General features: G+C 60.4%; 21 protein-coding genes. 13 read left to right on the top strand and 8 right to left on the bottom strand.

Going from position 1 to position 26,727, the window contains the following annotated elements:
• Positions 1-4 precede the first annotated feature (4 nt).
• Positions 5-1,042 (bottom strand): bifunctional nicotinamide-nucleotide adenylyltransferase/Nudix hydroxylase, encoded by a 1,038-nt coding sequence (locus BLQ92_RS20435; protein WP_090686364.1) that lies wholly within the window; start codon positions 1,040-1,042, stop codon positions 5-7.
• Positions 1,043-1,254: 212 nt separating this feature from the next.
• Between BLQ92_RS20435 and BLQ92_RS20430 the strand changes: the two genes are divergently transcribed.
• From BLQ92_RS20430 to BLQ92_RS20400, 7 genes are all read left to right on the top strand, one after another.
• On the top strand, positions 1,255-1,584 hold the full coding sequence (locus BLQ92_RS20430; protein ID WP_090686363.1) for a TfoX/Sxy family protein: 330 nt from the start codon (positions 1,255-1,257) through the stop codon (positions 1,582-1,584).
• 415 nt (positions 1,585-1,999) lie between these two features.
• Complete coding sequence (locus BLQ92_RS20425; protein ID WP_090686362.1) at positions 2,000-3,289, top strand: toxic anion resistance protein; 1,290 nt, start codon at positions 2,000-2,002, stop codon at positions 3,287-3,289.
• Between the two features lies 1 nt (position 3,290).
• Entirely contained in the window at positions 3,291-3,701 is a 411-nt protein-coding gene (locus BLQ92_RS20420; RefSeq protein ID WP_090686361.1) for a hypothetical protein, read from the top strand.
• Between the two features lie 36 nt (positions 3,702-3,737).
• Positions 3,738-4,628 carry a heavy metal-binding domain-containing protein gene (locus BLQ92_RS20415; RefSeq protein WP_175772221.1) on the top strand — a complete coding sequence of 297 codons (891 nt, stop codon included), beginning with the start codon at positions 3,738-3,740 and terminating at the stop codon, positions 4,626-4,628.
• A gap of 29 nt (positions 4,629-4,657) precedes the next feature.
• Entirely contained in the window at positions 4,658-5,497 is an 840-nt protein-coding gene (locus BLQ92_RS20410) for a heavy metal-binding domain-containing protein (protein ID WP_208449348.1), read from the top strand.
• A gap of 423 nt (positions 5,498-5,920) precedes the next feature.
• Entirely contained in the window at positions 5,921-7,060 is a 1,140-nt protein-coding gene (locus BLQ92_RS20405) for a DUF1176 domain-containing protein (protein ID WP_090686359.1), read from the top strand.
• 351 nt (positions 7,061-7,411) lie between these two features.
• A complete protein-coding gene (locus BLQ92_RS20400; RefSeq protein ID WP_090686358.1) occupies positions 7,412-7,897 on the top strand; it encodes an MFS transporter in 486 nt (161 codons plus the stop codon).
• Positions 7,898-7,927: 30 nt separating this feature from the next.
• Here BLQ92_RS20400 and BLQ92_RS41115 read toward each other — a convergent pair whose 3' ends face one another.
• From BLQ92_RS41115 to BLQ92_RS20385, 4 genes are all read right to left on the bottom strand, one after another.
• Positions 7,928-8,053 (bottom strand): hypothetical protein, encoded by a 126-nt coding sequence (locus tag BLQ92_RS41115; RefSeq protein ID WP_279607908.1) that lies wholly within the window; start codon positions 8,051-8,053, stop codon positions 7,928-7,930.
• Between the two features lie 120 nt (positions 8,054-8,173).
• Positions 8,174-8,923 (bottom strand): hypothetical protein, encoded by a 750-nt coding sequence (locus BLQ92_RS20395; protein WP_090686357.1) that lies wholly within the window; start codon positions 8,921-8,923, stop codon positions 8,174-8,176.
• Positions 8,924-9,047: 124 nt separating this feature from the next.
• Positions 9,048-9,239, bottom strand: coding sequence for a hypothetical protein (locus BLQ92_RS20390; protein WP_090686356.1), 192 nt, complete (start codon positions 9,237-9,239; stop codon positions 9,048-9,050).
• 377 nt (positions 9,240-9,616) lie between these two features.
• Positions 9,617-10,042 (bottom strand): organic hydroperoxide resistance protein, encoded by a 426-nt coding sequence (locus BLQ92_RS20385; RefSeq protein WP_090686355.1) that lies wholly within the window; start codon positions 10,040-10,042, stop codon positions 9,617-9,619.
• A 349-nt stretch (positions 10,043-10,391) separates the two neighbouring features.
• Between BLQ92_RS20385 and fliD the strand changes: the two genes are divergently transcribed.
• Positions 10,392-11,936: a flagellar filament capping protein FliD gene (fliD, locus tag BLQ92_RS20380; RefSeq protein ID WP_090686354.1), complete on the top strand. Its 1,545-nt coding sequence runs from the start codon at positions 10,392-10,394 to the stop codon at positions 11,934-11,936.
• A gap of 3 nt (positions 11,937-11,939) precedes the next feature.
• Here fliD and BLQ92_RS20375 read toward each other — a convergent pair whose 3' ends face one another.
• The 3 genes from BLQ92_RS20375 to BLQ92_RS20365 are packed head-to-tail and all read right to left on the bottom strand — an operon-like array spanning position 11,940 to position 17,725.
• Positions 11,940-15,587: a hydantoinase B/oxoprolinase family protein gene (locus tag BLQ92_RS20375; RefSeq protein WP_090686353.1), complete on the bottom strand. Its 3,648-nt coding sequence runs from the start codon at positions 15,585-15,587 to the stop codon at positions 11,940-11,942.
• 30 nt (positions 15,588-15,617) lie between these two features.
• The gene (locus tag BLQ92_RS20370; RefSeq protein ID WP_175772222.1) at positions 15,618-16,922 is read right to left on the bottom strand and encodes an MFS transporter; all 1,305 of its coding nucleotides are present in this window, start codon (positions 16,920-16,922) and stop codon (positions 15,618-15,620) included.
• 32 nt (positions 16,923-16,954) lie between these two features.
• Positions 16,955-17,725: a putative hydro-lyase gene (locus BLQ92_RS20365; RefSeq protein ID WP_090686352.1), complete on the bottom strand. Its 771-nt coding sequence runs from the start codon at positions 17,723-17,725 to the stop codon at positions 16,955-16,957.
• Between the two features lie 404 nt (positions 17,726-18,129).
• On the opposite strand from BLQ92_RS20365, the gene BLQ92_RS20360 reads away from it, so the two are divergent.
• From BLQ92_RS20360 to BLQ92_RS20340, 5 genes are all read left to right on the top strand, one after another.
• Positions 18,130-19,062, top strand: coding sequence for a LysR family transcriptional regulator (locus BLQ92_RS20360; protein ID WP_090686351.1), 933 nt, complete (start codon positions 18,130-18,132; stop codon positions 19,060-19,062).
• Between the two features lie 510 nt (positions 19,063-19,572).
• Positions 19,573-20,643 carry a hypothetical protein gene (locus BLQ92_RS20355; RefSeq protein WP_175772223.1) on the top strand — a complete coding sequence of 357 codons (1,071 nt, stop codon included), beginning with the start codon at positions 19,573-19,575 and terminating at the stop codon, positions 20,641-20,643.
• Between the two features lie 846 nt (positions 20,644-21,489).
• A complete protein-coding gene (locus BLQ92_RS20350) occupies positions 21,490-24,270 on the top strand; it encodes a hypothetical protein (protein WP_143016642.1) in 2,781 nt (926 codons plus the stop codon).
• Positions 24,263-25,312, top strand: a complete 1,050-nt coding sequence (locus BLQ92_RS20345) for an ATP-binding protein (protein ID WP_090686348.1) — start codon at positions 24,263-24,265, stop codon at positions 25,310-25,312. The genes BLQ92_RS20350 and BLQ92_RS20345 overlap by 8 nt, the downstream gene beginning before the upstream one ends.
• On the top strand, positions 25,312-26,637 hold the full coding sequence (locus tag BLQ92_RS20340; RefSeq protein WP_090686347.1) for a TniQ family protein: 1,326 nt from the start codon (positions 25,312-25,314) through the stop codon (positions 26,635-26,637). The genes BLQ92_RS20345 and BLQ92_RS20340 overlap by 1 nt, the downstream gene beginning before the upstream one ends.
• The last annotated feature ends 90 nt before the right edge of the window (positions 26,638-26,727 follow it).

The raw sequence follows: 26,727 nt of genomic DNA, 5'->3' as shown, positions 1-26,727 counted from the left end.
CGAATCAAAGCTTTCCGAGGAAGTGATAGGCGATGTCGAAGTGGTCTTCGAACATCACGTTGCGCATCTGCGCGAACACGTTCAAGGGCACCCAGCGCGCCTTGTCGGCGTCGTCGCTGCCTTTGACGCGCGGCAGATCGCCGACCGGAAAGTGGAACAGGAAGGCGTGCGTGATGGTGCGGCCGCGCGCCGAACGCTGTGGGTGATCGAACACCTGGCGGTCTTTCAGCGAACCGCGCATCACCGGTTCCGGCAGCTTGAGACCGGTTTCTTCGCGCAACTCGCGCAAGCAGGCCACTTCGAGCCGCTCGTCCTGGTTGACGAAGCCGCCGGGCAAGGCCCACAGGCCGCGCCCCGGTTCGCTGCGGCGGCGCACCAGCAGGATATGACCGGAATGCACGACCAGCGCGTCGACCGTAACGAAGGTGACCGGGTAGGGGGCCGCCGCCCACGCTTTCTTGTAGCCCGCGATGAATTCCGCTTCGGATTTCAACTGCAGGAATTCGGGCCGCGTGCGGAACTGCTCGAGCCAATCGAACACCGGAGCCGGAACGGCCCACGAAACGAAGCTGTTGCTGCGCTCGGCAAAGAACTGGTCGCGAATCTCCGTGGCCGAAATGTCTTCGCTTGCGTCGACATCGACGAGTTCCCATTGCGGGAACATGCGCAGGTAATACGACGAGCTGTCTTTCTCGTGGCCGATCAGGCCGATCTTCTTGCCGGCCGTGTCGCCCAGTTCGGCCGCGACTGCGTCCTGAACCCAGCGCACCCAGTCGCCGTCGTTATAGGTGGAGTCTTGTACCGCCGCGATGGCGACGCGCTCGCGTTCTTCCTCGGCCAGCACAGACGTAATCATCTGGCGGCGTTCGTCGAACGAGAACGGGTCTTTGACGGTGCGAGGCCGGTCGGTTGAACCAATCAGAACGCAGACTTGGGTCGCGAGACTCAACGCGCGCCGCAGGACTTCGAGGTGACCGCGATGCAGGGGTTGAAAACGACCAATGAAAATCAGCGCATCGAAGCGCCTGGACAACGTGCTCATGAGAATCCCTCAGGAGATTGGCGGCGCTGGGTCTGTCCCTTAGCCATGGCGAAATGCTACGTCTGAAACCGGGGTGGAGTCAAATTTTTTAAGGTTTCGGCCGATAAAGCAGTGCATTTCATGCGCGACGCATGACAACAATTGTGCCTGCTATCGCAACGTTCGATTATCGATAAGATAGGGGCGGCACTCAAAACGAAGCGGGAAACAGCATGGCACGCGATCGCGGTCTGGAAGAATTGTTAAACGACGAATTGAGAGCAGTATATGGAATCACGGAGAAGGCCATGTTTGGCGGGTGGGCCTGGCTGCTGAATGGCAATCTGCTGTGCGGCGCGCGTGAGGACGGCATGCTGGTGCGCCTGGGCAAAGATCGCGATGGTTGGGCGCTGCAGATCACAGGCATCGTCCCCATGATCTCGCGCGGGCGGCATATGCCCGGCTGGGTGCGGGCCGCTTCCGAGGTCTACGGCAACGATGCCCTGCGTGGCCGGATCGTCGACTCGGCGCTCGAGTTTGTGCGGTCACTGCCGGGGAAATAGCGCAGCACTGTGATTTAACAATGACGTTTTTAAGTCAGTAGATGTTGCGCCATTCATATTGCATATCGGGCAACGATATAGCTTATAAATGGCTTACAAGATCGCGCTTTATTCCATTGCTGCCTATTCCTGCTGGGTCGAATCCGGTTTATGCTGTTGTGCCTTCGGGGAACAGTGGAAGTTAATCGAGCTAGCGAGCCGTCTCATACACGGCTATATCACACTCCATTCGAATGACGCGTGGCACATGTGTGGAGCGGGAATGCGCGGTCGATTTAACGAATTTAAAAATGACATCGTCTCGCCACGTAATTTTTTTCAGTTGAGCGCGTTTAATCCGCAATTTTTCCCTGCTCCCTGATTTCATCTTCGGCTTACTTTTCAGCTCATTTTCCCAATTACCATCCGGCTTCCCATGAGCGATCCCACTGCAAAAGATCCGTCCAGCCCTACCGAGTCGCCGCTGGATCTGGCGGCCTTCCTGAACGCTGCCGGCGAACCGGCTGAAACCGGCGCGCTGCAGGTCGCGCCCGAGACGGCTCCGGCTGTTTCGAACTCGAACCTGCCCGCCGAAGTGTTGACGCCCATGCCGCCTGCGGAGCGGCTGGTCGATCTCAGTTCGCTTGCGCCGGAACAGCGTGCGGTAGCGCAGAAGCTGGCCGACAGCATCCGCTTCGACGACACCACGACTACGCTGAACTTCGTCGACAACGCGCTGCAACCGCTCGCTCTTGCGTCGCGCCGTCTGCTCGCCGACACCACAGTGGGCGAGGCCGGCGAGATTGGACGCATTGCCGCGGCCGTGATCGACGGCATCAAGATTCTGCGGATCGAGGAGCTTCAGGAGGAAGCCCGCGAAGCCGCGCCGAAGGTCACCGGCTTTCTCAGCAAGCTGGGGCGTCTGGGCAAGGTCGCCCATGGTGCGGCCAGGTCGTTCCAGGAGAACCGCAAGGCCTTTCTCGGCTTGATGGATGCCGAGGAGGCCAAGGCACGGCGCACCAAGGCCGATCTGATGATCACCATCCAGCAGCTCGACGAGCAGTCGAAGGCGGTGCGCCAGGGCGTGAGCGATCTCTCGATCGGCATCGCCGCGATGCAACTGGCGCTGGAGCGCGGCGTCGGCGAAGCAGAACTGTTGCGCCAGGTGGCCTTGCGCACCAACACCGCAGGCGACGCGGCGATTGCCATGGACTACCGCAACACGCTGGGGAATTTCCGCGGCAGGATCGCGGATCTTCGCGAAGCGATGATTTCCGCCGCGACGCTGATTCCGCTGATTGCGTCGAACCGCAAGGCGGCCGAGACGCGTGTGAGCAAGCTCACGACCGGCATCATGGTGACGATTCCGCGCCTGATGGCGGTGGCGGCACAGGCCGTGGTGCAGGCCGATACGCGCCGCGCCGGCGAAGAAAGCGAGAAGCTCGACGAGGCGGCCCGCCGGATCACCGCGCTGGCCGTGCAGGGCGCCCACGATGCCGCGGTCGATGCGGCGCACAGCCTCGGCGGCGACCCGCGCAATCTGGAGTCGCTCGCGGCAGCGGCGGCCCAGTCGATCGAAACGATGAAAGAAGTGCTCGCCATCGAACAGCAGGTTCTCGCCCAGGATCGCGAGCGCGAGCAAAAACTGATCGAGGTGCGCAACAAGCTGGTGGAAGGCATGCGCGGCGTGCAGGCCCAGGCGCTCGCCGCACCGCCTGGAGCATGACGTGTCCGAATCCACACACGACCTTAATGGTGGTTCTGCGCCGCTCAGTTTCGATCTTGCCGCCGCGTGGCTGCGCCATGCCGAAGGCGATCGCGCCTCCTTTCTCTCGCGCTTCGCGCTGATCGTGGCCGAAGCCTTGCCGAACCACGCCCAGGTTCATCGGGTACGGCGCGGTTTGTTTCGGAAGACTGAGGAAATCGTCGGTGTATCCGTGTCCTTCGACAACGAGACCTATGCGATGCGCCTAAAAGACGGCCAGCACCTCGCCACCGAAGTCGAAAAGAAGGTGAAAGGCGTCGTCCTTTCAACCCGTGAAGTCGACCCCCACACCTGGATGGCCGGCCTGATGACGCATGTCCACGAACGCACCGAAAAGGCGCGCGCGATGGCCGAGTTGCTGGCCCGGCTGTAGCCAGATCCCAAATCAACAATTTCGCAGGAGATGCCGATGAGCTGGTTGGGCTCGCTGTTTAAAGGCAAGAATGGGCCGAGTACGCCGAGCGGCCCGGCGCCGGAGTTCTTCGACGCGCAGGGCGTGCCGAACATGGTGCACCAGCGCCTTGCGGATTCGAAGAGCGGCACGCTGCCGTGGGTCTCCACGCTCACCGCGCCGGAGATGGCGCTGGCACGCAGCCACGGCCTGAGGATGATTGCGCCGATCGCCGCGACCTGCTGGATGCACTATGGCTTTTCGTGGACCGAAGGGCATGCGCAGGGTTGGCGCAAGGCCTTGCAGCGTCTGGAAGCGGAAGCGATTGTGCTGGGCGCCAATGCCGTGATCGACGTCAGGATGGTGACTGTCGATCTGTACCTCGAAGACAGCATGGACTACTCGCTGGTCGGCACCGCGGTGCGCATCGAAGGCTTGCCGCCGAGCCCGGCGCCCATCATTTCGACGGTGCCGGCGCTGGAGTTCATCCAGTTGCTGGAGGCCGGGATCATTCCGGTGGGACTCGCGGTCGGTGCGCGCTATGAGTGGAGCAATGGCCCGCTCGATTACAGCGTGATGGGTTGGCGTGGCAATCAGCCTTTGCCGCAGAGCACGGCCTTCTGGGAGCGGATCCGCCGCAACGCGCATGCGGACCTGCGTGCCGATGCCGCCCGCCAGGGCTCGGGCGTGCTGGCCCAGTTGCAGTTTAGCCAGTTGATCCGCATGGGAGATGACGATGAGGAAAACTCGCCGCTGCTTGGGCGGCACATCGTGATGGGTACGGTGGTCGATTGCCCGCGCGGCGTCGCGGTGCCTCATAACGTCGAATTCGTGCTCGATCTCAGCGACAAGCCCGACAACCTGCGCTCCACCTCCGAACATCACAACGCATACAGCGACGGCATCTGAACCTTCTTCTACCCAGAGCAGAGACAAACATGGCTGAAACCACGATGCAAGACGTCACCGCCCAGCTTCCCGCGAACGCCAAAGCGCGTCTTCAGGGGCTGCGCAGCGCGGCACACCCGACCTCGGTGTTCACTTCCGACCTGTCGGTCAACGAGTTCCTGCTGGTCCGCAAGGCCGGCTTCGAACCGATCGGCCTGTGCGTGGGCAGCAGTATCTACCACGTCGGCATTCAGTACGGCTCCTGGAACAAGAACCAGGAACTGGAGGTGCTGTCGCAGGCGATGTATCACGCCCGCGAACTGGCGATGTCGCGCATGCGCGAGGAAGCACGCGGCATGGGGGCGGACGGGATTGTGGGCGTGCGCCTCGAGATCAAGCATGTGGAGTGGGATGCGGACATTCTCGAGTTCGTCGCCATCGGCACGGGTGTGGTTCATAACCACGACACCAAGGGCTTCCGGGCGCACGACGGTGGCCCGTTCACCTCGGACCTGTCTGGCCAGGATTTCTACACGCTGCTGAATTCCGGTTACCGGCCCATCGAACTGGTGATGGGCAGTTGCGTGTACCACGTCGCGCACCGCGGCATGCTGAAGGCCTTCAATCAGGCGGGGCGCAACGTCGAGCTGGAGCAGTTCACCCAGGCGATTTACAGTGCGCGCGAACTGGCGATCGAGCGCATGCAGATCGAAGCGCAAACCGCCAAGGCCGAAGGCGTGATCGGCACGATGATCCACGAAAAGTCGTACCGCTGGGAAAGCCATGTGATCGAATTCTTCGCGATCGGCACGGCAGTGGCGCCGCTGAACGTCGAGATCGAGGCCAAGGATATTCCGGCGCCGACGTTGGTGTTGTCAGTGAACGACTGATGGAGGTTGCGCACGTGTAGAGCGGGCCGCCTCGGGCGTTTGCGCCAGTGCGGCCATCGAAATGCTCTTACGAGCCGAAGAACGGCGTACAGAAATCCGGCGGTCCGACGCAGTCGCCGGGGCCGTTAGGGGAGGCGTGCAGCGACGCGCATCCGCACAGCGTCGCGCCGGCGGCGACGCACACAGCCAGCCGCACTAATCGCAAGGTGAAAGTCCGCAGTTTCATGGTTCCGGGTAGTTCGACAAAGAGGTGATCGGGTGAGTGGGTTGTCCGTTCAGAGGCAGGATAAGGTGCTGGCCCTATCGCAACGGGAGCAGGAAAATGAAGAGATTTTTAAACCGGATCGGCGGGCGGTCGGGCAAGTGAATACGGCGGTGCGAGCGGCGCTGAGTGCGGTGACCCAAAATCGGAAGCGATGTCCTATGAAAGCGAGGCACCTGTTCTTCGCAGCGTCATCCACGTTCTTCGCCGGGTTGGCGTTTGCAGTTGGACCCGCGGCCGCCTATCAGGCGTTTTCGCACGACTACAAGGCCTGGTCCCTTACGTGCGATAACGTCAGGCGCTGTGAGGCTGCCGCATATGGCGAAGAGGAGGGCACGAATCTGCTGATCGTTCTGCAGCGCGATGCGGGCCCGGACGGCGCAGCCACGCTGCAATTCGCCACCCAGCAACAACCGCTGAGCATGAACGCGCTGCGTCTCGACGGGCATCCGCTCGCGCTCGATCCGCAGCAGTGGAAGGTATTGGCCCTCAGTGAAAGCGACGCGGTGTACCGCTACCGGCTCGTCACGCACGACCCAGCGGCGATCGATGCGTGGCTCGTGGCCGTGCGGAATGGCCAGACGGTGAGTGTCGGCGATCCGGCGCGTAAAGACCCGCCCCAGGCGTCGCTGGCGGGCTTGAGCGCAAGCGTGCTGGCGATCGATGCGACGCAAGGGCGGCTCGACACGGTCACGGCCTGGCTGCGCAAGGGCGACAAGCCCGCTGCTGCGGTGCCGCCTGCTGCGCCGCTGCCGTTGACGGGCAAGCCCATGAAAGGCGTGGCGCCCTTGTCGGAGGCGGAGCAGCGCACGCTGGTCGACGCGACGCTCGCGCGTTTTCATCCTGTAGTCCAGGGCAGCACATGTGTCGACAGCGGTGACGACGACGATGCGCGCGCCGCGCAGAAGAGCGAGTCCGCTGCTTATGCATTGACGTCGAAGGAGGCGGTGGTCGCGCTAGGCTGCTCGACGGGCGGCGCATACAACCACACCAGCCTGATGTACCGGGTTCAGCGCCACCCGCCCTATGCGGCCAAGCCGCTGGATTTCGGCACCCAGGCGAGTGCCGGACTCGATTCGGCCACGGTTCGCAATGAACTTACCGAGACAGGTTACGACCCGGCGAGCGGCGAGCTGAGCAGTTTCGTCAAAGCGCGCGGCCTGGGCGACTGCGGCACCCTGACCACCTGGATCTTCGACGGTGAACGCTTTCAGTTAAGCGAGATCAGCGAAATGGGGAGTTGCGTCGGCATCTCGAGCGACGATTGGCCGAGGCTGTATCGGTCGCGGCAAGCCGAGTAATACGAGTCACGCACGTCATGCGGCCAATGCGCCGGGGCCGGCCGCTCGGCGTTCCCGGCGCACGGCCTTCAATCGCCGGACAGCAAGGGCGGCACGCGCTTGCAACCTGCACGCCGGCGGAGACCGTCATTCGAGCCGCAGCAGTTGTCGCATAACTAAAATAAACTGCGCCGGCGAAGCTTAGGGAAAGTCGGTCATCCCGCCTATTACAGCGCACCTATCGGGTAAACACCCGCGATCTAGTCCTTGATCCAAAGAGGTTGACGGACATGCGATGTCTTCGATGCCAGCAGAGGTGTCGGCGTGTTCAAAACGCATAAAACAACAGACGGACTGGAGAGAGACACCATCATGGGAATCAAGGTCAAAGGGCTGCGCTGGTGGATGATCGCGCTGCTGTCGTTGGGCACGGTCATGAACTACCTGGCACGCAGCTCGTTGAGCGTCGCCGCGCCGACGGTCATGCAGAGCCTGCATATCTCCACCGGTCAGTACGGCTGGATTACCGGAGCGTTCCTCGTCATGTATCCGTTGGGCGGTCCGCTCACAGGCTACCTGATGGACCGTATCGGGCTGCGCTTCGGCTTTCTGCTGTGCGGCCTCGCCTGGTCGTGCATCTGCATGGCTGCCGTTCGTTGCCGCCGATATCGGCTGCCTGATGGGCGGCTCGATTTCGTTCTTTTTACGCTGGTGATGGGCGCGCTGGTGATGACGATCGGCTATACGCCGTTCTTCGTGGCGTTGGGCTTTGGCGACCTGATTGGCGCCGCGCTGATCTGGAGTCTGGTGCGCCCGGCGCTGGTCGAGCGGCGCCGGCTTGCGCCTGCCTGGCATTAGGAGTGCACTAGTAGCTCGCTGGACTCGGCATCAGTGGAAGCCGTATGCGGGGTTACGCCGATCGAAGGTGGATTCGTTCCAGTGGTGCGGCACGACGTCTTCGATGCGCTCCTGACGGAACATCCTGTATTCGTAGGCGTCGTCGGGAACCATCATATTCCACGCCCGATGAGTAAACGATGGAGCACACCGGTTTATCCCGGTGCCGGACGTGTAACGTGGATCGGGTCAAGGAGGGCGGAATCGGACGAGCGACGTATCGTCCCTGAACTGGAATCAGGCATTGAAGGATGCCTTGCGCAACTTCCGGCGCTCAAGCCAGTTGCGCAGCTGGCCGGCCAGGAAAGCGCTGATGATCAACGATAGATAAACCATTACAAGGTTGTGCCGCCACGCGTCAAGCGAGGCCTGATGTGCAACCAGTTTGGGATCGGTGGCGGGGAGGGTGGTACTCATTGCCACGACGGCTCGTTTCATGCGCACAAAGCCCGCTGCGGACAGCAACGGAATAGCAATCAGCACTGCAATCAGCGCGGGTTTTGCGCGGCGTACCCGTGGATAGTGACGTAAGCGAAGCCAAAGCCCGAGGCAGCCGTGTAGCCAGCCCGGTGCGAGCAGCGCAAGTTGCAGGCCTTGCGTGCCGCTCGTGATTAGCAAGACCACAATGCGCTCGTAGTTCGGCTCGAAGCCGTAAAGTGAAGCTGCAAGCCGGGTTGCCACCGCGTGGCGAATCAGCAGCAGCGGCAGGCTGAGCCCTGCCCAAAGGCGTACCCACTCGACAACGGGCAACGCCCAATCGCGACGCCCGTAGACCGTGCGTAGTGCCAGTGAGAAATGCAGGGAGGCGGCGCCATACAGAAGGACGGTTCCAGGCATGCTATGCCAGAGCCGAAGCGCCAGAGTGAGACCGTGCCCGGCAAGATCAAGTGACCAGATCCCGAGTGCATGATTGACAAGATGGAGAAAGAGGTAAATCAGCAGCACCACACCCGATGCGAGCTGCAGGCGGCGCAGAACAGTTTGCACTGGCGTCCCTTTGTCGTAGGAGATAGGCCGCGCGTGTTTTACCGCGACGAGCGCACGGCCAAACAGGTACTTCGTCGTGACTTGCCGTTTGGCAACAGAACACGTCCGCGTCGTCCTGAGCTTCTTATTCGCGGCGAGAACTCTTGCATGCACGTTTCCGAGGTTCGCTCCGGTTCGCCGAGCAGTCACGCACCGCATCGGCGAACCGCTGTAACGCCGAGAGCGAACCACAAACGCTCTGATACTCCTCGCGGCCTATCCTGCCGTCGAGGATGACGGCCATGCCCGATGCACGAGCCATATCGATGATGTCCATTTTGCGCACTCCTTTCGTCTCTTCTCACTTGCAAGACCGTCGGATGGGGCAGGTTATTCCCTGGTCGAACACAATCTCTGGAGCGTGACGGCCACAAGATGGGCGGCAAACGGCGCGATGACCCGCCGTTTCGGAGTCGGGCAGCGCGATTCGCTTCCAGGGGAGCGGCAAGAATCTGAAAACGGGTGCCGCAGTCGATTGTGTGCGGCTGCAGTTGTCGACGCACGCTTCGCAGACATGCACACCGGTTAGTTGACGACTGCGCGATCAGGTCCAGCATAGAGCAGGGCGCTCAATGACTGCAGCGGATATGCGCGCGCTTCGCGCGACACGGCATCCGCTGCTTGCACTCGAACAGGCGTGCGATGACGGATGGGTCAGACCAGCGTTAGTTTGACGTCGATGTTGTTGCGCGTCGCGTTCGAATATGGACAGACGATATGCGCCTTGTCGATCAGCGCTTGCGCCTCTGCACGGTCCATGCCCGGCAGCGAGATTTTCAGCTCGACTTCGATGCCGAAGCCATTGGGAATCTGTCCGATTCCGACGCTGCCATCTATGGCGACGTCCTTCGGCAAGGTGATTTTTTCACGTGCGCTCACGGCCCTCAGCGCGCCGATGAAGCAAGCACTATATCCCGCTGCGAAGAGTTGTTCGGGGTTCGTGCCGTCGCCGCCTGCGCCGCCGAGCTCCTTCGGCAGGGTCAGCTTGAGATCGAGGTTGCTCTCAGGAACCGTCGCACGTCCGTCGCGCCCGCCGGTGACGTGCGCATGAGCACGGTACAAGACCTTTTCGATTGTCATTCGAGACTCCTTTGCGTGTAAGGGTGGTCGATAACTTCGCTGCGTCGCAGCGAGGGGAGGCCGCGGCGTGGGCACTAAGCATACAACGTTAAGGGGTGTGCTGATGTTACAGATTCATGTACGCGCTAGACGGCTGGAGGTTTGTCCCAGTCGTGTCGCTGCCATCAATGGATCCAGTGCCGCTCAGAGCGCAACCGCTTGCCAGGAGACAACGTAGGGCAACCTTACCTTGGCTTTTTTGAAGGCTGGAATCGCGTCTTCTACGTTTACCATCACCGACAATCGCTGCGGCGAGCCGCCTCAGGCCGTTAAATCTGTCGCGTGATTGCGACTGTGTATGGAGTTTTTCATGTCAACGATTTCCGGCGCCACGCCTTCCCTCTCGTCGTCGGCAGCAGCAGCCGCCGCCGAAGCCTCAGCGCAGTCAGCGTTGCAAGAGGCGGGACAGTCGCTGATCGGTGGCTCAACAGGCAATACGTCGCTGGACGTCCAGTCCATCGTGACGGCCGTCGTCAACTCGAAGGTCGCTGGTCAAACCGCCGCGCTGACCACTGAAGCGGCCAACGACAACACCCAGATTTCCGCAATCGGCACGCTCTCGGCTTCGCTGTCGTCGCTGCAGGTCGGACTCGCGCCGCTTTTCAACGGCACGCTGCAGTCGACCTTCACCGCGACTGCAAGCGGCAGCGGGCTGACCGCAAGCGCCGCAACCGGCGCCGTGGCGGGTTCATACTCCGTCGACGTCACGCAGATCGCGCAGGCGCAGAGCCTTTCCTCGGGCGCCTTCACCACTGCGCAGTCAAGTTCGCTCGGCACCGGCAACCTGACGATCTCGGTGGGCAGCAAGTCGATGCAGCTCGCTGTCACGTCGACGAACGACACGCTGAGCGATATCGCTTCGGCCATCAACAGCTCGAGCAGCAACCCGGGCCTTTCTGCCACCGTGGTCAATGGCTCCGACGGACAGCACTTGGTGCTCAGCTCGACCACCACAGGCGCGGCCAACACGATCACCGTGAACGTCAGCAACCTCGCCGACGACAACGGGCTCTCGAGCCTCGGCGTGACGTCGGCACAAGGCGCCACGACTACTAGCGGCGCCTCGACCATCGCGTCTGCGGGCAGCATTGCCTGGAGCCAGAGCACGGCCGCGCAGGATGCCCAGTTCACGCTGAACGGCACCAGCGCAAGCAGCGCGAGCAACACGGTCACCACCGTGCTGACCGGCGTGACAATGAATCTGTCGGCAGCCGCCGTGGGCACCACGCAATCGCTGACGATCGCGCCGGACACCTCGACCCAGGTCAACGACATCGAGACCTTCGTGTCCGACTACAACGCCGTCGTGAGCACGATGAGCAGTCTTTCGTCGTTCAATTCGAGCGCCGCAGCCGGTTCGCAAGGCGGCCCGCTACTCGGCGACTCGATGCTCAACACGATCCAGAGCACGCTCGGCAACATCGTGAGCGGCAGCGTCAGCAACTCCGGCGTCACCGCAACCCTCTCCTCGCTCGGCATTTCGCTGGAATCGAACGGCCAGTTGTCGGTCGATTCCAGCGCCCTGGCGAGCGCGGTGCAGAGTAACCCGAGCCAGGTCGCGGCCCTGTTCAACTCGACCAATGGTGTGGCGGCGCAACTGAACACCAGCATCAGCGCGTTCACGAAGACCGGCGGCATCGTCGATATCCGTACCGACAAGCTCACGTCCGACCTGCAGACTGTGACGACGCGGTCGAACGCGTTGAGCACTTATACGCAGCAACTGACCTCTCAGTACCACGCGAAGTTCACGGCGCTGAATTCGCTGATGGCCACCACCAACAACAACTCGCAGTATCTGACGCAACTGTTCGGCGGCGCCAAGAGCGCAGGCGCGATGGCCACCAACAAGTAGTCGCTACTGCGATTCAGGCGCCACCCCATATCCACCGCCGCCGGGTGTTTGAATGACGAATACGTCACCGGAATTCATCTGGACCTGATGCCGCGCGCCGAACGCTTCGCGCACGGGCGAACCGGCTCGTTCGACCCAATTTACGCCGACTTTCCCGGGCGATCCACCTGCCATCCCGAAGGGCGCAACCCGTCGGCGGTTCGAGAGAATGACGGCCGTCATGGGCGCGAGGAAGCAGACGCGCCGCTCGGTTCCGTCACCGCCCGCCCATTGCCCGGCGCCGCCGCTGCCGCGGCGGACCCTAAAGTCTTCGAGACGAACCGGGAAGCGCCATTCGAGCACTTCCGGATCGGTCAACCGTGAGTTGGTCATATGCGTCTGCACCGCGCTACAACCCGCGAACGACGCGCCCGCTCCGGCGCCGCCGCAAATGGTCTCGTAGTATTGGTACTGCTCGTTGCCGAACGTGAAGTTGTTCATGGTGCCCTGCGCACCGGCCATGACGCCGAGCGCGCCGTAGAGGGCGTCGGTCACGACTTGCGAGGTTTCCACATTGCCAGCGACGACCGCCGCCGGATAGCGCGGGTTGAGCATCGAGCCGGTCGGGATGCGGATGTCCAGCGGTTTGAGGCAACCGGCGTTGAGCGGAATATCGTCGTCGACGAGGGTGCGGAACACATACAGCACCGCCGCCTTGCAGATCGCCGATGGCGCGTTGTAGTTGTTGGGCTGCTGCTCGCTCGTGCCTTCGAAGTCGATGACAGCCGAACGCGCCTCGCGATCGATCGACACGGCGACGACGATCTTCGCGCCGTCGTCGAGTTCGTATTCGAAGCGGCCGTTCCTGAGAACCGACAGCGTTCGCCGCACGACTTCCTCGGCGTTGTCCTGAACGTGCTGCATGTACGCGCGCACCACGTCGAGCCCGAACTGGGCGCACATTCGATCCAGTTCCTGCGCGCCTTTCGTGCACGCCGCGACCTGCGCCCGCAAGTCGGCCACGTTCTGTTCAACGTTGCGAACCGGATAACGACCCGAGGTGAGCAACTCGCGCATTTCGCGTTCGAGAAAGCGGCCTTGCTCGACTAGCTGGACGTTGTCGAGCAGCACACCTTCCTGGTCGACGTGCGTGGAATCGGGCGGCATCGAGCCGGGTGAAATCCCGCCGATGTCCGCGTGATGGCCACGCGCCGCGACATAGAACGTCGGCTCTGCGTGGCCTTCGACGAAGACCGGCATGACTACTGTCACGTCCGGCAGATGCGTGCCGCCTGCATACGGCGCGTTGAGTACAAAGACATCGCCCGGTTGCATGCTGTCCGAACGGCGCTCGATGATGGTCTGCACGCTCTCGCCCATCGACCCGAGATGCACCGGCATGTGCGGAGCGTTGGCAATCAGATTGCCGCCGGCGTCGAAGAGGGCGCACGAGAAGTCGAGACGTTCCTTGATGTTCACCGAATACGACGTGTTCGCAAGCGTCACGCCCATCTGCTCGGCAATCGACATGAACAGGTTGTTGAATACTTCGAGCAACACCGGATCGGCTTCGGTGCCGATCGCATGACGGTTCACGAGAGCGGTCGTACGATCGACCACGAGGTGGTTGTGCTTGCTGACCTGAACCTGCCAACCCGGTTCGATCACCGTCGTGCCGGTTCTTTCGCTGATGATGGCCGGCCCGTCGATACGTGCGCCGGGCGCAAGAGAATCGCGATCGAAGACCGGTGTGTCATGCCATTCGCCGCGCGAAAACATGCGTGTCGTAGCGAGCGGCAGCGGATTGACAGAAGCGCTGTCGGCAAGCGGCCACTGTTCATCTTCGACATCGTGTGCCCGGCCGATCGCCTCCACTGCGACCGCTTCGATCACGAGCGCCTTATTCGGCATCAGGAAACCGTAACGGGCGCGGTAGAGGCGCTCGAAGGTCGTGACGATCGCCGGCGTGTCGTTGATGAATTCAATCTCGAGCGCGGTGTCGGTGCCGTCGTATTTGACGTGGAGTGTGCGGCGCAGCGTGATGCAGTCCGCCGCGATACGCTGCTGGGCGACTTCGCTTTCTGCCGCCGCTTCCAGCGGCCCGAATGCTTCCTCGCATGCGGCGAGCGCTGCCGCATCCAGTCGAGTCTCGACGGCCTGCTGACGCAATGCACGCACATCGGCGAGACCCATGCCGTATGCCGACAACACGCCCGCAAGCGGATGAATGAAGACACGCTTCATGCCGAGCGCATCCGCAACGAGGCACGCATGCTGACCGCCAGCACCGCCGAAGCAGGCGAGCGTGTACTTCGTCACGTCGTAGCCTCGCTGGACCGAGATCTGCTTGACCGCATTCGCCATGTTCTCGACAGCGATCTTGAGGAAACCCTCGGCGATTTCTTCCGGAGTTCGCTGAGCACCGGTCGCCGTTGCGACCTGCGTTGCGACCTCGGCAAACTTTCGCTTTACGACGTCGGCATCGAGCGGCAGATTGCCTTCAGGTCCGAACACGTGTGGAAACCACTGCGCGCTGATCTTGCCTGTCATCACGTTGCAATCGGTGACGGTCAGCGGGCCGCCGCGTCGATACGAAGCCGGCCCTGGATTTGCACCGGCGCTCTCGGGACCCACGCGCAATCGCGCGCCGTCGAAGCTGCAGATCGAACCGCCGCCTGCCGCGACGGTATGGATTTTCATCATCGGAGCGCGGATTCGAACGCCCGCCACTTCCGTTGCGAACTCGCGCTCGTATTCGCCGGCGTAGTGCGTGACATCGGTCGAAGTGCCACCCATGTCGAAGCCGATGATCTTCTCGAAGCCCGCAAGCTTCGACACCTGCGCCGCGCCCACGATGCCACCGGCGGGCCCGGACAGAATCGCGTCCTTGCCCTGGAAGCGGTGCGCGTCGGTGAGGCCGCCGTTGCTCTGCATGAACTGCAGCGGCACAGCGCCCAGATCGCTTTCAACTTGCCGGACGTAGTGACGCAGAATCGGCGACAGGTAAGCATCGACGACGGTCGTATCGCCGCGCGACACGAGCTTCATCAGCGGGCTGACTTCGTGGCTCACGGATATCTGCGCATAACCGATGTCCTGCGCGATTTCCTTGAGTCTGCGCTCGTGGCCGGTGTATCGATAGCCATGCATCAGCACGATTGCGCACGAGCGGATGCCGCTGTCGAAGGCGTTTCGGAGCGCAACGAAAGCCTGCTCGACATCCAGTTCGCAAATCACTTCGCCGCGCGCGCCGATCCGCTCCTCGATCTCCACCACTTGCTCATACAACAGCGTCGGCAATTCGATGTTGCGCACGAACAGCTTAGGACGGCTTTGATAGGCGATGCGCAGCGCATCGGCGAAGCCCTTCGTGATCGCGAGAACCGTAGGCGCACCCTTGCGTTCGAGCAGGGCGTTGGTCGCGACCGTCGTGCCCATTCGCACGCTGTCGATCAGGTGCGCGGGAACCGGTTCGTGCGCGGCGACACCCAGCAATTCGCGGATCCCCTGGACGGCGGAATCGCGATATCGCTCTGGATTCTCGGAAAGCACCTTGTGGGTAACGAGTCGTCCATCGGGACGACGGGCGACGATATCGGTGAAGGTACCTCCGCGGTCGATCCAGAATTGCCAACGGCGATCGCGTGGTGCGGGTTTTTCAGTTTGGTGCATCAGACGAAGCTCCGGTAACAAAGGAAGTTCTCACGACTTGAGTTGCGCGCCGCGCGTCTCGGGCAGCGTCAGCGCTGCCAGAATGACGACACCATAAGCGGCCGCGGCGAAGGTGCCGATCGCGATGCCCAACGGCATTTTTTGCGCGACGAAGCCGATCAGGAACGGGAACGTCGCACCGACCGCGCGGCCGAAGTTGTAGCAGAAGCCTTGACCGGAACCGCGCATGCGGGTGGGGAAGAGTTCGGTCATGAACGCCCCCATCCCGGCGAAAATTCCCGATGCAAAGAATCCGAGCGGGAAACCGAGCATGAGCAGCATCGCGTTGCTCATGGGCACACGGGTGTAGAGCAGGGCGATCGCCATCGACGCAATCGAGAACGCGATGAAGTTGAGCTTGCGGCCAAAGCGGTCACTGAGAAAGGCGCCGCACAGGTAGCCCGCATACGAGCCTGCGATAACCACCGCGAGATAGCCGCCGGTACCGACCACGCTCAGGTGCTGCTCGGTCTTGAGATAGGTCGGCAGCCAGGTGGTAATCGCGTAGTAGCCACCTTGCGTGCCGGTTGCGAGAATTGCGGTGCGAAGCGTCGTCAGCCAGATGCCGGGACCGAAAATTTCGAGGAACGAGCTTGAATGGCCGGCTTCGGTTTCGCGTTGCTTGTGTTGCTTGTGGACTTCAGGTTCCTCGACGAAACGGCGGATGAAGATCACGAAGGGCGCGGGCAAGACACCCAGTGCGAACAGCGCACGCCACGCCATATCGCCGGGGAGGAGCGAGAACACCAGCGTGTAGAGTCCCGCGGACACCGCCCAGCCAATTGCCCAGCCGGCCTGCACCATGCCCACGGCCTTGCCGCGATCGCGCGGCCGGATCACTTCGCCGATCAAGACTGCGCCCGCCGTCCATTCGCCGCCGAAGCCGAAGCCCATCAAACCGCGCGCGATCAGAAGCTGGCCGTAGTTCTGCGCGAACGCGCAGACCAGGGTAAAAAAGGCGAACCACAGGATCGTGATTTGCAGCGTCTTCACGCGGCCGATGCGATCCGACAGGATGCCCGCCACCCAGCCACCGAGCGCGGACGTCAGCAGCGTGACAGTGCCGATCAAACCGGCCTCGCCCTTGCTCAGGCTCCAGGTCGCGATCAGGGTAGGGATCACGAAGCTCAAAAACTGCGTGTCCATCGCGTCGAGTGCGTAGCCGATCTTGCAGCTCCAGAATGCCCGTCGTTCGCTGCCGCTGGTGTGCCGGTACCAGCCGAACATGCCGTCGCTCGCGGCCTCGGCTGTTCCGTCGTCGAGCGTCTTGCTCGCGTAGTGCGCTTCCGTGTTCATGCGTTTCTCCTGAGATTCGGCGAGTCTGTGCGTCAGAGCACGGCCAGAGATGCGTTGGGGATGTCGGTGATCAGCATGTGACCCGGTCGATGCGCGATCGCGAACGGCAGACGCGCGCTTTCGATGGCGCTCTGGGGCGTCACGCCGCAGGCCCAGAAGACCGGCAGCTCGTGTTCATGGATCGACACCGGATCGCCGAAATCGGGCCTCGCAAGGTCCTCAATTCCGAGCACGGCCGGGCTGCCGATATGCACAGGCGCGCCGTGCACCGACGGAAACCGGCTCGTCACCTGAACGGCGCGGACTGCATGGGCGCCGCTCATCGGCCGCATCGATACGACAAGCTGGCCTCCGAACGGACCGGTCGCATGATTGGGAATATTGGTGCGGTACATCGGCACGTTGACACCTTCATCGACGTGCCGCAGCGGGATGCGTTCGTGCGCGAGCATCTGCTCGAACGAGAACGAGCAGCCGATGGCGAACACGACCAGATCATCGCGCCACAGTTCGAGGATGTTGGCGGGCTGCTCGCACAGCACGCCCTCGCGATAGACGTTGTAACCGGGAACATCCGTGCGGATATCGACGTTGCGGCCGAGCGCCGGCAGATCGAATTGCCCCGGCTCGCCTACGGCGAGGAGCGGACAAGCTCTCGGGTTGCGAACGCAAAAGCGCAGGAAATCCTCGGCGTAGGCACTCGGGAGAATGGCGAGGTTGGCTTGCGCGAAGTCGCCGCAATAACCGGCCGTCGGACCGGAGAATTGCTTGTTGCGGACTTGCTGGCGAAAGGTGTACGGCATGGCTGCAGTCCCGTCGTGAGTTCGATGGAATGCAGATTAGGGCTGAAAAAATAGCTGCGCCAGCGAGTAATTCGTGCCGCCTATGTTAAGGTTTTCTTAACAACTTGATCAGGGTTTGTACGTAATCGGCGCCTCGCCCTGAGGCAGCCGGCCGTACATGCTACGGCCGGGAAGCGAGCACTGACGGGCTTTTTGGGTAGAAACGTGTGGAATGCTATCGCCCGTACTGGGCGTCGTGTGCCTTTGAGCAGGCTGAGCAAGAAAAAAGTCTGCTTCGGCCAACCAGTGCCTTTTGTTAAGGTTCATACTTGGCTGATTCGACGCAGAGCCGCTGCGCGAACTCTCCTGGACCAGTTGTCGATCCGTACCGGCGATACGCGACAGACACTCAAGCGCCGCACCCTATGAACACGCGTTTTCTTGAAACATTCGTTACGCTTGCTCAACTCGAAAACTTTCGGGCGACGGCGCGCGTGCTGCATGCGACGCCGGCCACCATTTCGCTGCGTATCCGCTCGCTGGAGGACGAACTGAAGACCGAACTCGTCGACCGTTCGACGACAAAGTTCCGGTTGACGCCCTCGGGGCAGAGTCTGCTCGGGCTGGCAAAGAATGTTGTCGATGCAGCGCGCGCTTTGCGGGAAGCGGCAGGCCAGGAAGTCGTGGTTGGCGGGAAGCTTCGGTTGGGCGTGATCGAGACTGTCGTGCATAGCTGGCTCGCCCATTACATCACCGAGTTGAACGCAAGTTTTCCGAAGCTCGAAGTGGACCTGACCGTCGATTCGAGTGCGGTGCTGCAACGACGGTTGTTGAGCGGCGATCTGGATCTCGCGATACGGGTCGAGGGGATCGACAGTACCAAGATCGTGTCGAGCGCCATCGCAAGTTATCCGGTCCGATGGATTGCCAGACGAGGCTTGTTGTCGAAGCGCGCCCAAGGTCTCGCGCTGCGGGTCCTGCAACGTCCGGTGCTGACCTTCGGGCGCGGTACGGCGCCGCAAGTGGCCCTCGATAGTATTGTTCATGCTCTGGCGCAGCAGGTCGGGATGTCGGCCGAACAGACGCGAATCACCTGTTCGCCCTCTGTGGCTGCTATCGTCCAGCTTGTGCGGGACGGATATGGCGTGGCAGCCATTCCAGGTTTATTCGTCGCCGAAGCATTGCAGAGCGGTGAATTCATTGAGTTGCCGCTCAAACCCGTTCCCCCGCCGATCATCGTGTCGCTTTGCAAGCCGGTAAACGCGAATCTGATGATTCATGCTGCTGCAAACGCGGCGCAGGTTGCGTGCTCCGCCTATTGCCAGTCGCGACGAAAGGACCTGGTTGAGGCGCTTTGATTGCGCCTGAAGGCTTTCGAGCTTGAGCGCGTGTACGGGTGCAGTTGGATGAGCAGATAAGCGTGACGCTTCTCAGTTGCCCTGAAACCAGCGAATCCGATAACTGAAGGAAAGCCATTGATCGACGCAACGGTAAAAAGGTGCCAAACGATACATGACCGTTGCGTTCGACCGAGCCTATGAAGGAGCGCTCCAACGCAACTCGAGTTCCTAATTCCGTGCCTGCTGTCGCCGGTGGGGCATAGCCTCAGTGAAAATTGTGACGCAAATTTCCGTTGCGCCTCCGTCAAGCAAACTGGGTTTCACGCGCTCTCTGATCGCAAACATCGTGCGTAATGGAAATGACAGCAAACACGTGACGCAAACGTGCTCTCAAATTGATCGCTTGCTTCGGCAGTGACTTATGCTAAACCTCCCTTCGTGTATCAGATCCAGACGCAGGGAGGAAGCATGGGATGCTCAATTGTGCTCGAACGGGGAGCGCTTTACGAAGCCGTGTGGCGCGAGCCCATGATCAATTTGGGTAAGCGTTATGGCATCTCCGATGTAGGCTTGCGAAAGGTTTGCGCCAGGATGGACATTCCCGTTCCACAGCTTGGGTATTGGGCCAAGAAACGGGTTGGTCGGGCACCAGACCGACCGGACCTTCCGGCGCATCGCGGGCCAACGAACATCCGGATCCATCCCGAAAAATACAATCGCCGTGGGCGACTTGCCGAGGATCTCAGCCTTGCATGCGGCCGTATCGAGTGGGAGGAAAGCGAGCCTGACGCACAAATTCTGGTTCGATCTGATGGCACTTTGCGCACCGCACTTGTGGCGAAACTGGCGAACCATTTGCGGCGGATGGAGCGCGTGTCGGAAAAGTCTGAGGTTCCTCTGGTGTACAAACGGGTACGCAAAGCCGCTGGCGCGCGGGACGTAACTGACATCGTCGCACCGGGCCCGGGATACATCACTATCGCTACTACTCAGGCCCAGTTGCAGCGGGCCCTGAGCATGGCGGATGCGTTGATCGTCGGAATGCGCGAGAGAGGGTTCAAGATTGAAGTCGTTGGCCAGAGGACAATCTTTTCGCATCACGGTCTGGATCTGTCGTTTCGGCTAACCGAAATCACGAGCAGAGGCACCGGAGCCGGACATAGGCGCCCGCGCGCTACGGGAAAACTTCGACTCACGCTGCGTTCAGCAGGAAACCGGGCCCCGATTGGAAATGTCATAGCGGTGCGTGACCAACCGGGAAGGCCGCTCGAATCCCAGCTGAATCACGTCGCCACGCGCTTGCGTCAGGCGAGTGAGGCATTCCGCCTCGCGACTCATGAGCGCGCGGTTCAGGAAGCCGCTGAAGCAGCACGCGCAGATCGCGAACGGATCGATGGACTCTCTGCGGAAGCCGATACATGGCATGCGCTCGTGCGCCGGCAGGCATACATAGACCACCTCGAAGCTCGGGCGCGGCAATCCGGAATCTCGCTCGAGGATGGTAGTGCTGCGAGTGAGTGGTTCAAGTGGGCACGAAAGACGTGTGCCGCGGGAGACCCCACAGAGCACCGTCTCGAGGCGATTTCCGCAGGCATATGACTTTCGATCTGGCGTTGCCGTCACGGCAAGCGAGCGTTTGACGGATGTCGAAACTGCTACGGTTTGGACAGTTGTCCCGTCAGCAACTCTAGTGCGCGCGACTATCCCAGCTCGCGTGGCCTTGCATGCCGCAGCCATCAGGTTCGATGAGGATCTGGAGAGCATGAAGGCGACTTGTTCACACTGCATACCCTGCGTCAGCTACCGATTCTTCCGCATCCGATAGCGACCAAAGTCTCGCTTTGAATCGAACAATTTTATTCAATAGCAATGCTAACTATGTCACCTAAAATTGATATAACCAGGATGAAATTTTAGGATATATAGTTTGGTAAAGGGTGGGTGGAATTTTAAATCGATTTTACGCATACGCGTTATCTGAATGAATGCAATATAAATTAATTTATAGATACGCGTTACGTATATTCCCTTACCTTTTGATTTTGCGGTTAAATTGATGTAAAAATAGTTGATAACCTGCAGAGGAGGCAATATAGGAGAAAAAATCGATCCAGATCATTGGGACAATTGAAGTACTGAGACCCATCACTGCCGCGACTCGCCGCCCAGTGCTGACACATTGGCTGTCAGCGCCGGCCCGCGCTCGTCCGAACACGTCGGAAAGGAGAATATTGTGAAATAAGTCGAATGCTTGGACGAAAGGAAGTCGAATAAATCTACTTCCCTTCAAGGAAGGAGAGAGCTGGCCATCACCCAACTCCCTCTTAGACACACTCTGAAAGTACGAGGCTGCATTCGTACGTGAGTTGATTTTTGTCCATTGTCGGGCAAAAATCAAGGGACGCTGCGTCTTGCGGTTTCGTCATTTGCATGTCGAGGCACAAGATGGCTAATTCTGCGAAATCGGATCTTCCCGGTTTTTATCCTGACGATCGAGTATCTGTTTCCTCCGCAATTCGGGAGCGTGGGAGAAAAAAGGAAAATATCTGGGTGGCTGACCTGCCGAAGACTCATCTGAGGTCAGTCATAGAAGGCGACCTGCCACTGATTTGGGCAGTCGCCAAACTTGAGTCAGACAGAGAGGTCACTTCGTATGTCGTTGATAGTAGCGAACTGAATCGCGTTGCCACTGAGCACGGCGTTGACCCGGATGCGGTGAATCTCTTCGTTCAATACCGATCTGGGGAGCAAAGATTGTGCAAGATCACTGAGGGCGTGCGGCCACCGGGTCGCTCTCGCGTCGACGCAAAAACGCCAGTTGCCAATCCCCAGGGACACACCTATGAGACGCACGATCTTTCTGAGTTGGGGCGATGGGAGCTGCAGTTCGACAACTGGCTTACGCTCTGCCGGGCCATCACCGTGACTCGGCGCGTGGACTGGAACCACGCGATGTTGGCCGTACAGAACATCCTCAATCTACGGCGCAATGCCACGTTGATTGAATTGCTCGAGGAGGTTGGCCCAGATCCCGCGTTGACTTTTGGCGCAGTCGCCCGGCTTCTCCACGCGGGTCTCGCCGAGGCGGATCTGAAATCCACGTTGCTGTGCGGCCGTACGGTGGTGCGGTGGAGAGAAGGGCGCGACTTTCAGCGGGTTGAAATGGAGCAGCGACAAAGCGAACTGGAATTCGCCGCGCAGCTCGAGGCCACACAACCAACAACCAGCGAAGCGCACAGCCCCGATGTGGGGCGAGGTAGGCCGCGCAGGCTGGTTTGTGCACAGTCGCGATCGAACGGCAGATGGTCACTGCCAGATATTTCGGTCTTCCCCCTGGTTGATCAGCGAAAGTTCGAACAACGGCGCAATGCGATTGACCTCTACATGGCGGGTGCGTCGTGCGACATCATATGGAAGACCTGCTCTCTACAGATGAAAGAAGTGCGTCGGCTTTACAAGCGGTGCCTGGAGTTTGACGAGAAGGGGCAGCCGTATGGCTACTTTGCATTGATTCCCGGGACCCGCGTTCACCGCTATCGCAGAGTCAGCGCAGTTGACCCCAGGCGGTCGCAGAAGTCACTCGGCTGCGCCGGTGCCCTCACGATGACGCTAACGAAGCATGCGGATATTCGCAAGTGGCTGGATGAGAGGATTCTGGGAAGAGACGCGAAGGGGGTGAAAACCTTCTACAGCTTTCAGTCGCTGGCCGGAGAGTTTCGAGCCAAGCTGACAGAGAAGGGCGCGACGTTGAACGACTGGCCATTTTGCAGACACGACCAGGGATGTCAGGCCATACGCGTCTACGCTCACAATCTGGAGAAGTCGTCCGGTGACGCAGCTCCAGTGGGAGGGGTAGATGCAAAGCGGCGTCAACAGATCGGACGGGGAGAGGTCGTAAGAATCCAGCCGCGCCGGCCTTTCTCGTTTATGCAACTGGACTACCAGCAGGCGGGAGCTGGTTCGATCCTGATCGTTGAGAACGAAGATGGAAAGCAACTGGAGGTGCCGGTCGCACGGTGGTATTTCGGCCTCTTGGCTAGCGAGTGGCCACGGGCGATAGCGGGGGTAAGCCTGCTGTTCGAGGTCGAGCCATCTGCGGATTTGGGACTGGAGGCGATTAGCAGTGCACTGAATCCCGCTGACGACACAATTTTCGCAGGTCGGCTCCAATACACAGATGGCGGAAAATTTCTCGTCCGCCACTTTTTGCCAGAGTTAGCTTGGCACGGCTACGTGGTTCTGCGTGTGGACAACGCGCTGTGCAATCGGGCCGATGATTTTGTGAACAACGTCATCGACACCATTGGGTGCGTCTTGAGCTATGGCCCGGCCTATCAATGGTGGGTGCGCCAAGTCATTGAATCGCTTATCGGGGAACTTGACCGTCGCGGCCTGTCTCGTCTGCCGTCGACATACGGAACAGGCCCTGACGATCCGCGGCGCACGTCGCCTGAAACAAAAGCTCGTGACCTGAAAATTTCGCTCGCGGAAATCGAATCGGTTATCTACGGCGGAATCGCAAATATCAACCTCTCGCCATCTGAGGCGAGTCAATGGTCGAGCCCGATTGAAGTGCTGAAGGCCGCTATTGGGAACCCAGATCAGCCGTTTTTTCCTCAACCGCTGCCGCTAGCGATTCAACGCGATAACCATCTTCTTTCGCATCTTGAAAGACGGGTAGTGCGTGGCAGTCTCGAACGCGGAGAAGCGCCATATGCCAGGGTCGATCGGTGCCGCTACAAAGGAGGCAAGCTATCGGGTTCCGCCCACCTGCTTCGCCAATGGCTATTGCTTTACGTAGACCGACGTGACGCATGTTTTGCGCGCGCGATTGTCGAGAAGACCGGGGAAGATCTTGGCATGGTTGAGACACATCACGGATTATCCAAGGTGCCGATTTCGTGGCGTCAACGCAAGCTCATCATGCGCGGCAAGCCTATGGACGACCTGGATGGCAACCCTGAGCCGTTGGCGAAGTGGCGCCAGGAAAAAATCAATCAAATCACGCGGCGCAAAGGGCGCGGCGGTGTGGCAGCACGCAACGCACTGGATCTGGCAGCCCAGGAGCGTACCCAGGCTCGTAGCCAGAGCACGGTTCGCGAAATGACACCGGCAAATGGAGGTGAAGACGCGTTCGACGGCGAGACATGGTCGGCGGGTAGTGAGCCGCACACCGATCCGTTTGGCTTGAATCGTACGCCGCGCAAGGAGAGTAGCCATGACTAAGCGACACGGTAGCCCGCAAGGAAGCCAACAAGACGGTAGCGGCAAGCGCTTCTCTCATGAAGAGCTAGTGATGTTGCATCCACTGCCGGCTGAAGCAGTCCTCGAGACCCCCCCGATCCGAATGGCGTACCGGGAGATAAAGGTTTTGCTCGTTGTGGGAGGGCAAAGTTGCTGCTTTACCGCGCCTTCATCGAGTGGGAAGACGTGCGCTATCGCGCTGATCCGCGAATACCTTGAGAGTGAGTTCGGCGATATCCCTGTATTTGTATTCAACGTCACGGATTCAAGTGATCAGCCAACCAAGGAGTTTCTGGTGCAGTGGCTGCACGTGCTTTGCCACGGTGACGTCACGGGGACCGCGTATTCGTTGCGTCAACGCATAGTCAAGCGACTCCTTGACGTCGCCAGGTCCGCAGAAGCCCGCAAGATTATCTTTCTCTTCGACGAAGCCCAAAACATGACGGCCAGGGACATCAAGTTTCTTAAGGCTATCTACAACGATCTGTTTACCGAACAGGTCCACCTCGTCACGGTTTCATTCGGACAGAGTCCTGACTTCGCGACGAAAATGAAAGGACTCGTCGCACATCGGGATCTGGTCCGGCGTTTTTTCGCGTGCAGGTTCCGCTTTGGCGATATCGCGTTGCCGGAGGAGGTCAAGGCGCTGTTCCATGAAATTGATCGCCTGCCATTCGTCGAGGCCGGTGTGACATGGACGCAATTTTATGCTCCCTACGCCTGGGAGAAAGGATGGCGCCTCGAGGGTGAAGTCGCAACTCTAACGGATGCTCTTCGAGAGACGGGCTTCCTTCCGCTCACAGTTGCGACGCGGAACGAGACCATATCAATGGGGCTACTTCTACCGGCCCTTCGACGGTTCCTGACCGCACTCGCTTCGGACGATTCACCCGACATTGCCTTACCACTTGACGGAAAACGGTGGTGCGAGGCTCTCCGAGCGTGTGGCTACGAAATGGTCGGGGAGGGAGGGGATGACCAGCCCCGCACGACAGGTAAACATGGCAAAACAGGCAAGAAATGATGGCGACGCAAGCGGGGGCTTGGGCGGGAGCGGACCTTGGTCCGCTTCCTTTCGAGTCGGATTTTTCTCTCAACATGCGGTTTGCTTATGTCAATGGAGCTAGCGCGGCCGGAGTGCTTCGCAGCCTGAGGAAATACCACACTGCCATTTCCTGGGCGCAGGTGGCACACACCGCTTCCCGGCACTCCTGGGCGCGTTTCGAGGTTGATGGCGTCTCCGTCCCGGATGCGGACCCCCTGACGTCTCCCGTATTCACCGACCTCCTGCTCACAAACCGACTCCGAATCTGCCCGGTTTGCCTTGAGGCAGCTTACCACTCGTACCTCTACCAGATCGAGGCGCTGCAACAATGCCCATTGCACGGCTGCCAGCTTCAATCATTCTGCATGACGTGCGGAACGGCGTTACCAACTGCGCTCAACTGGCGCCGGGCATTCGATGTGCCTTACCAATGCGCCCGCTGTGGTTGCCCATATTCGGGTGCCTGCACCTCGTTACAGCAGCACGAAGATCTGAGAGATCAGACAGAACTGATCCGTCGCAGCCTTCACCCCATCTACGACTGGCTGCAGAACGTTGGTGCTTTAGAGTTCCTGGTGCATTATGCCAACGACCCGGAGCAATCCGTCGACCGTCGTTCCCAATTGCGTCGCGAGTTGGTGCTAAGCGCGGCGTACGCGTGTTTTACGCCGCCCGATCTGTTCACCCGATCTCTGTTTCAAGAGGTTACGGTCCTTGGCTGGAGCGTCAAGACATTCCCTCGACGCGAAGATGACCCTTGGCGCTACTACGAGGCGTCGGACGCGGTCACTCGAGCCACACTCTGGCGGATCGCAGGGCGACGCCTGGACCGATGGATGTACCAGGGGCAGCACGAGGAGCCTCAATTGATACCCAAAACGAGTGATAAAACTCCGCCGGACTACGAACGATGCCTTTGGCAGGTTTTGACCGACGCCTGGGCGCGATCACGCGAATCGGAGTTGATGTTGCGCGATCCCGTCCCGGACCAGGCCCCGCCAATCCCTTTCGAGCGCAGCCGCGGCGGTACGCCACGTCTCGCTGCGTTTGCCTACTATCTTGGCCTCGGTGCGATGACCATCTGGAAGGCACATCATCCCGCTCATTGTGCATCGGAGTTACAACCACCGTTCTGTGCCACTGAAACCGACGGCGTGCATTGCGGTTGGGTTTTCTTTCCGACCGTGCCGGGCCTGTCACTTAAGCCGTTCTCCCCTTTCTTTGCGACGCGTGCGTTCACACGCACTACGTTGTCAACCACTGCCTTCGAGTTGAACGGTAGCAGACGATCATGTGTGACTTGATGCAGCGGTCGGGGTATGTGAATGCTTCGACGTACTCGATTGTGGCGGGTGCTATTCACCGCTGCGTCCCGCCGGAGCGTGGCGCGAAGC

It is taken from the genome of Paraburkholderia phenazinium, from assembly GCF_900100735.1.
Lineage (GTDB): Bacteria > Pseudomonadota > Gammaproteobacteria > Burkholderiales > Burkholderiaceae > Paraburkholderia > Paraburkholderia phenazinia.
The sequence above is the reverse complement of the archived record's forward strand: the minus strand, read 5'-3'. Positions and strand labels throughout refer to the sequence as shown.